This window comes from Nitrobacter sp. (genome assembly GCF_051535215.1).
In the GTDB taxonomy this organism is placed as follows: Bacteria; Pseudomonadota; Alphaproteobacteria; order Rhizobiales; family Xanthobacteraceae; genus Nitrobacter.
Genome location: NZ_JBPPLY010000037.1, coordinates 1 through 5,825, shown reverse-complemented (window position 1 = coordinate 5,825; position 5,825 = coordinate 1). Strand labels below are relative to the sequence as shown.

Below are 5,825 nucleotides of genomic sequence, written 5' to 3'. Positions count from 1 at the left end.
CGCCCCGCCGCCCAACATCGGCGGCGGCTCCATCACGCTCGCCGTCCCCATCAGGTTCTCACGATGACCCGCTCCAAACGCTCATGTTCAATCCTGTTTGCATCCCTCCCAGCAATCGCAGCGACCGTTGCGACCGCAGCCCTCGCGCAGCAACAACTTCCGTCCGCGCCGCGTCCTGCTCCCGCCGTCCGCGCACAGGCGCCGTCGGTGCAGCAGCCGGCGGGACCTGTCGCGACGTTGCCGAACGGCGCATCCTCGATCAACGAGAGCTACGGCGACTGGACTGTCGATTGCCGCATCGTCGAGCGGCAGAAGCGATGCGTCCTGTCGCAGGCGCAGGGTAACAAGGAGACCGGGCAGCGTGTGTTTGCCATCGAACTGCGTTCTCCCGCCGGCGGCAAGACCGAGGGCACCGTGCTGATGCCGTTCGGGCTCAATCTGGACGCCGGCGCGCTGCTCAAGCTCGACGACAAGGATCTCGGCAAGGGCTTGCGGTTCTCCACCTGCGGGCCGCAGGGCTGCCTGTTGCCGGTGAGCTTCCCGACCGCCGCCACCGACGCCATGCGCAAGGGAACAAAGCTGGTCATCGCCTCGCTCAACCTTTCCACCAATGAACCCGTCACCTTCAACGTCTCGCTGGACGGCTTTGGCGCGGCGCTGGCGCGTGCCGCGGACCTCGCGAGATAGCGGGGATCGGAATCATAACGGGATCACAACACCGCTCCGGCCATCATGCGAGGAGATTGCCCATGCTGACGCTGGTCAAGGACGTATCGCTTCAACAAACGCCACCGCCGCCGCCACAGCGCAAATCGAAGCCGCAGCCCCGGCGGGGCGATTACAATCGCCGCCGCTTCCTCGCATGGCTGCGCGACGAGGTGACGGTGCTGCGCGCGCTCGGCATGGATCATCGCCGCATCGCCGTTGTCCTCGATATCGAGGAGCATGACGTGCGGGCCTTCTGTCCGAAGCCGAGCGAGAAAACGCCGTGCCGCAATCTGCCACGCCGTGCCGTCGAGGTGCTGCTGCATGGCCGCCACGCTTCACTCGGAGGCCGGACCGTGGCCAAACGCAGCCGCCACCTCGTCGAGATCGCGGAAGCCTACACTTGGGACGAATTGTTGTCCGAGCCCGGCGTGGGCTCAGTCACCGCAAACCAGATCCGCCTCTGGCTCGAAGAACGCGGCGCAGCGCTGAAACAACCGGAATAGGTTTTGCGCATCGCGTTTTGCGAAGCTTCCGACACTCGGTGCTCCGCAACAGAGAGATGCCGACGCGATTACCCTCCGCCGAGGGAACCGCATAGTTTCGAACCATTCAAGTTTTGCAGCTCCCGCAACGCCTTGAAGGGAAGGCACGCGCGGAGTAGGTAGTTTCTGTGCTCTCGTGAAAGGCGCAGTTGCGCGCGTGTCGTTGTTGTCCCCCGAACGGGGGGGACGAAAGAAAGCGCGATACAATGCAGAACGCTGTGGATGCCGCTCCCGGCAATCTTCGTCATGTTACGACGGGAGTATTTTGCCGCCTGTTGCAGGCACGCGCTGTTGCCGGATCGACCTCTGGACAAGCCTGCGACGGACACTGTCGCAACGGCATTCATCCTTGTGGATGGCGACCATTTCCCGACGTCGAACGCAGGCCGCCTAGAGCCACGCGTCGCGCCGTTCGGCACGTCATTCGAGCGACGGGTCGCGTGTGATGCGAGACCCGGCCGCCATCGCACAGGGCGGCGGGACGCTTCGCTTCGCTGCGCGTAGCGCTGCAACCTGCATCGCTCTTGCTGCGCATATCGCGGCGTTGGCCGCGCTGGCATACGATCCGAGTGGCAAGCAGGTCGTCGACGAACCCTCTGGTCCGATCGCGGTCGAAATTGTCGTCGCTCCTCCGAAAAGCGCAGCCATTGCCGAGCCGCAACAGGCGGCAGCAGTCGAACAGGCATTGGCCGTCGCTGCCATATCTCCTCAACCAGCCGTGTCCGACCAAAATCCGCTGCAGGTCACGGAACGAGAGGATACGACAGCCACGCGTGAACCGGCGGCGATACCGGCGCCGCGTCCGAAACCCGTTTCAAGGATGACCGTGCCTCCCTTGCCGGCCGTGCGCCCAATGCCGACGTCGACACGTGTGGAGGTCACACAATCGCCGGCCGCCATCGACAACCGGGAGAGCGCGTCGAGCGGAATGGGCAACCCTGTTCCAGCGTCAGTCGATGTGCCGTCGGCCTGGAAAGCGCGGCTGCTGTCCCATCTCGATCGCTACAAGCAATATCCAAATGCGGCGCGTGCAAAAGGCATGGAAGGAACGGCGCTCTTGAGTTTCGGCATGGATCGCAATGGCCGGGTGCTCGGATATCATCTGGTCCGATCTTCCGGATTCCCCGAACTCGACGACGAAGCCTTTGCGATGATCGCGCGCGCATCTCCATTGCCGCCTGCGCCAGCAGAACTCGGTGCGCAAGTCGTCCAGCTCGTGGTTCCGGTCCGGTTCCGGATGTAGTCCGCCGGGGGCCCGCATATCTGGATCGCTCACCTTCCGTGCTTATGTCCTGTCGATACAAGCCTGAAAGGTGAAACAATGCGCCGGAATTTTAGCCTTGCTGTGGTTCTTGCTATTGTCATCCTTGCGCCGGCATCGAGCTTCGCCGGAGTGCAGGTGCGTTTCATCGGCTCGGACCGCTATACCGATGCCGGCTCGTTTGAGTCCTCGCGCGCGTCGACCGAAGCCGCGTTGCGCGCTCATCTCAATCGCCTCGGCAAGCGATACCTCGTGCCCGGGCAGACCCTCAGCATCGACGTTCTGGATATCGATCTTGCCGGTCAGAATGAACCATTGCGCTTTGGCCCTTCCGATTTGCGGGTAATGCGTGGCGTGACGCCGCCCAGAATCAAGCTGCGCTATGCTCTGACCGAAAGAGGCCGGCACATACGGAGCGGCGAGGAGACCCTCAGCGATATCAACTATCAGATGAATCCTTCCGCGCATCTTTCCAGCGACCCTTACGTTTACGAAAAAGCGCTGCTGGATGACTGGTTCCGGCGCATCTTCCCCGGCCGGCAGATCGATCGACCTCACCGGTTCTGACATGCCGGTGGTTCGGACGGAACGAGAGAGTTGATCGGCAGAGCACGTTGATCGTCATGCACGATCCAAACCCCTCCGCGCAGGAACCGCCCTTGTGCGCGTGCCAGCTTTGCGTCGGCGGAGCACCGCTCTAGAACTCGTCTAGATTATTGTCGTTGTCTGGGAATTTGAAAGCTCTTATGGCTCGGTCGCTGGAAGCGCTTAAATCGCGTCCGGCATTTGGTCAGCTTGGGCTCTCGCGGACGCATCGGCATCATGACGGAGATTGCGGTTTTCATTGTCGACCGGAAGTCCAGACTTCAGCGGCGCTGGCTGGATTTTGTCAGACCGGAATCCGCTTGCTTTGTTGCATGGCGCGGGTCGTCTGCCGCGAGGCATTCATGATCTGGGATATTCAGAATCTGTTCCGGCGGCATGCGCGCGAGATTGACCGTTTTTTGCGTCGACGCGGCCATAATCCGGAAGCTGCTGCTGATCTGACCCAGGACGCCTTCGTCCGCCTGTTGACAGCAACGCCGAGCAGCGGCGACGACAATCCACGGGCCTATTTGCACCGGGTGGCGCACAATCTCTCCGTGGATCTCAAGCGGCGCGAGCGCAGGATGCTGAACGTCTATCTTCCGGACGAGGAGATCCGGCAGGTCGCCGACACCGCGCCATCGCCGGAGGTCGTCGTCTACGACCGGCAGCGCTTGCAGATCGTCGAACGAGCGATGCTGGAACTGCCGGAGAAGACGCGCCGCGCCTTCGAGATGCACCGGATGGGCGAGAAGACCATGGCGGAGGTTGCCGTCGAGCTCGGACTCTCCACCTCGCGGACATGGATGCTGATCCGCCGCGCCTACCGGCATCTTCGCGAACGTCTGAACGACGACGCGATTTAGGCACGTCGCCGGGAGAAAATTGCTCCCCTGTCATCGTTCTAGATAATGTAAGTACGGATTCGGCGCGCTTATCACGCGATGGCGACAGGGGCCTTGCGGTCGAATGACGGAAGAAGAACCGCACGACGACAAACTGTTCGAGGAGGCACTCGATCTCATCATTCGTTTGCAGGACGACCCTGCAAACCCGGTTGCGCGCGAGCTGGTGCAACGCTGGCGGGCGCGGGGGCCGGAACATGAGGCGGCGTGGTCTGAAGTTGCAGAGATCCACGGCATGGCGGGCCAGGTGCTCGAAGATCGCCGTAAGGCCGCGCAGGAGACAAAGACGGTATCGCGGCGCACCGTCATCACAGGCGGCGTCGCCGGCCTTGCCGTGCTTGGAGCGGGCGCGCTTTACGGGCCGGACGTTCTCGTTCGCCTCCGGGCCGATTACAAAACCACGACGGCAGAGGTTCGCAACGTTGTCCTGTCGGACCACACCGTCGTCACGCTCGGTCCCGACAGCGCGATCCAGACGGATTTCATGCCGTCGCTGAGGCGGGTCCGGCTCCTGTCCGGAATGGCGTTCTTCGATGTGGCGAAAGACGCCGCGCGCCCGTTTCAGGCAGCGGTGGCGGATGTGACAGCCACGGCGCTCGGCACGGCCTTCGATGTGAGCAGCGATGCCGGGTTTATCGGCGTTTCAGTTCATGATGGCGTCGTTGAAGTTGCGGCTCCGGATTCGCCTCTCGCTCTCGGCGAGAAGCTCGCGCAAGGTGAATGGCTTGCATTGGACGGTAAGACTCACGTCGTCGAACGTGGCCACCGCGAAAGAAGCCAGATCGCGGCGTGGCGCGACGGCATCATCGTCTCCGAGCGCGAGACGATCTCGTCTGTTGTTGCCAGGATCGCGCGCTGGCAGCCCGGCCGTATCGTGTTTGCGGATCCGCGCTTCGGCGCGGAGCGGATCAGTGGCGTGTTCGATCTCCACGATCCGATCACGGCGCTCGAAGCGGTCGTTCACCCCTATGGCGGAAAGGTTCGTCAGCTCTCGCCGTGGCTGACCATCATTTCCCCGATCTAAAAAAGCATCCCGGGGGAGAAAATCAGAACGCTCCGGTCGTTTCACCTGATGAGGCCGCCGCCAATCGAGCAGCGGTCTCTCAGGACAAACGACTGGGGGCGTCATGATAGGGCGGACTGACAACAGGGGTAATGTGCGGCGGCTGCGGGCAAGGTTCCTGAGTGCGGCGCTGGCGGGCACAGCCTGCGTCGGGCTCACATTAGCCGGCATAGCGGGGCATGCCACGGCACAAACCGCGCAAGCGACGTCATTCGATATCCCGCCCGGCCCGTTGTCCGGTGCGCTCGCGGCATCGGACGGCAGGCTGCCCTGCAGATTACCTATCTGCCCGAGATCGCTTCCGGCAAACGTTCGCCCGGCGTTGCCGGCCGTATCAATGCCGGTCAGGCGCTCGGACGGCTCCTGCAAGGTTCAGGTCTGACCTGGCACTTCACCAATGCACGAACCGTCGCCATCGAACGCCCCGGTACAACGACCGCCGCGGGCGGCGCAAATGTCGCGGGCGCGATCTCGCTCGATACCATCGACGTGCAGGGCGCCGGGAGCGATCCCGGCATGACCGAAGGCACCGGCTCCTATACGCCGAGCGTAACGGCGACCGCAACAAAGCTTCAACTCACTCCGCGCGAGACGCCGCAGTCGATCAGCGTCATTACCCGTCAGCAGATCGAGGATTTCGGCCTGAAGTCGGTTGATGAAGTGGTCAATCACACGCCGGGCCTCAGCACCGTGAACGCCGGAGGTGAGCGGATCACTTTCTATGCCCGTGGTTTTCCCGTTCGGAGTTTTCAGTATGACGG

7 protein-coding genes and 1 pseudogene are annotated in these 5,825 nt (G+C 62.8%); all 8 read left to right on the top strand.

Going from position 1 to position 5,825, the window contains the following annotated elements; all coding sequences use genetic code 11:
• Positions 1 to 687: invasion associated locus B family protein (locus ACS3WB_RS16320; RefSeq protein WP_438276525.1), on the top strand; the 687-nt coding region annotated here is incomplete at its 5' end.
• 62 nt (positions 688 to 749) lie between these two features.
• Positions 750 to 1,211, top strand: coding sequence for a hypothetical protein (locus ACS3WB_RS16315; protein WP_438276524.1), 462 nt, complete (start codon positions 750 to 752; stop codon positions 1,209 to 1,211).
• A 484-nt stretch (positions 1,212 to 1,695) separates the two neighbouring features.
• Positions 1,696 to 2,493, top strand: a complete 798-nt coding sequence (locus tag ACS3WB_RS16310; protein WP_438276523.1) for a TonB family protein — start codon at positions 1,696 to 1,698, stop codon at positions 2,491 to 2,493.
• Positions 2,494 to 2,571: 78 nt separating this feature from the next.
• Positions 2,572 to 3,078 carry a DUF3016 domain-containing protein gene (locus ACS3WB_RS16305; RefSeq protein ID WP_438276522.1) on the top strand — a complete coding sequence of 169 codons (507 nt, stop codon included), beginning with the start codon at positions 2,572 to 2,574 and terminating at the stop codon, positions 3,076 to 3,078.
• 380 nt (positions 3,079 to 3,458) lie between these two features.
• On the top strand, positions 3,459 to 3,962 hold the full coding sequence (locus ACS3WB_RS16300; protein WP_438276521.1) for an RNA polymerase sigma factor: 504 nt from the start codon (positions 3,459 to 3,461) through the stop codon (positions 3,960 to 3,962).
• Positions 3,963 to 4,065: 103 nt separating this feature from the next.
• A complete protein-coding gene (locus ACS3WB_RS16295; protein ID WP_438276520.1) occupies positions 4,066 to 5,025 on the top strand; it encodes a FecR family protein in 960 nt (319 codons plus the stop codon).
• Positions 5,026 to 5,208: 183 nt separating this feature from the next.
• Positions 5,209 to 5,475: pseudogene (locus ACS3WB_RS16290) on the top strand (STN domain-containing protein); the annotation flags it as partial.
• 105 nt (positions 5,476 to 5,580) lie between these two features.
• Positions 5,581 to 5,825, top strand: a 245-nt coding sequence (locus ACS3WB_RS16285) for a TonB-dependent receptor plug domain-containing protein (protein ID WP_438276519.1), incomplete at its 3' end; no start/stop codon positions are given.